Origin of the sequence: uncultured Polaribacter sp. (assembly GCF_947495205.1) — a bacterium.
Classification (GTDB): domain Bacteria; phylum Bacteroidota; class Bacteroidia; order Flavobacteriales; family Flavobacteriaceae; genus Polaribacter.
In genome coordinates this window covers 1-356 of the sequence record NZ_CANLXV010000047.1, presented here as the reverse complement: position 1 = coordinate 356, position 356 = coordinate 1, and the positions used below count along the sequence as shown (strand labels likewise).

Below are 356 nucleotides of genomic sequence, written 5' to 3'. Positions count from 1 at the left end.
TTTCCTGTATCTGGTAAGTTATCTTCGTCAACTACGGTATAGGTAAAGTTTACTGGCTCTGTACTGTCCATTGCTGGGGTAACTACTAGTTCACCACTTACTAACTTTACTTCTGTTAAATCAGCTAAAACTACGGCTGCTCCTCCATCTGTAATTGCCTGACCAGCTACTTGTGTAATCGTTAAATTTGCATTATCGCCATCTGGATCATCATCACCTTCTAAAACATCAACTACTACGTCAGTATTGATCGTCTGATCTACTAGCATCTCATCATCAGCCACTGGTGGTAGTTGATCAAATGTAACATCAACAGCTGCTGTTGCCATTAAACCATCTTCATCTGTTATTGTATA

General features: G+C 39.6%; 1 protein-coding gene. It reads right to left on the bottom strand.

Features of this window, described 5'->3' with window-relative positions; translation table 11 throughout:
* On the bottom strand, positions 1-356 hold a 356-nt coding region (locus Q0762_RS13940), incomplete at both ends, for an Ig-like domain-containing protein (protein ID WP_298767746.1).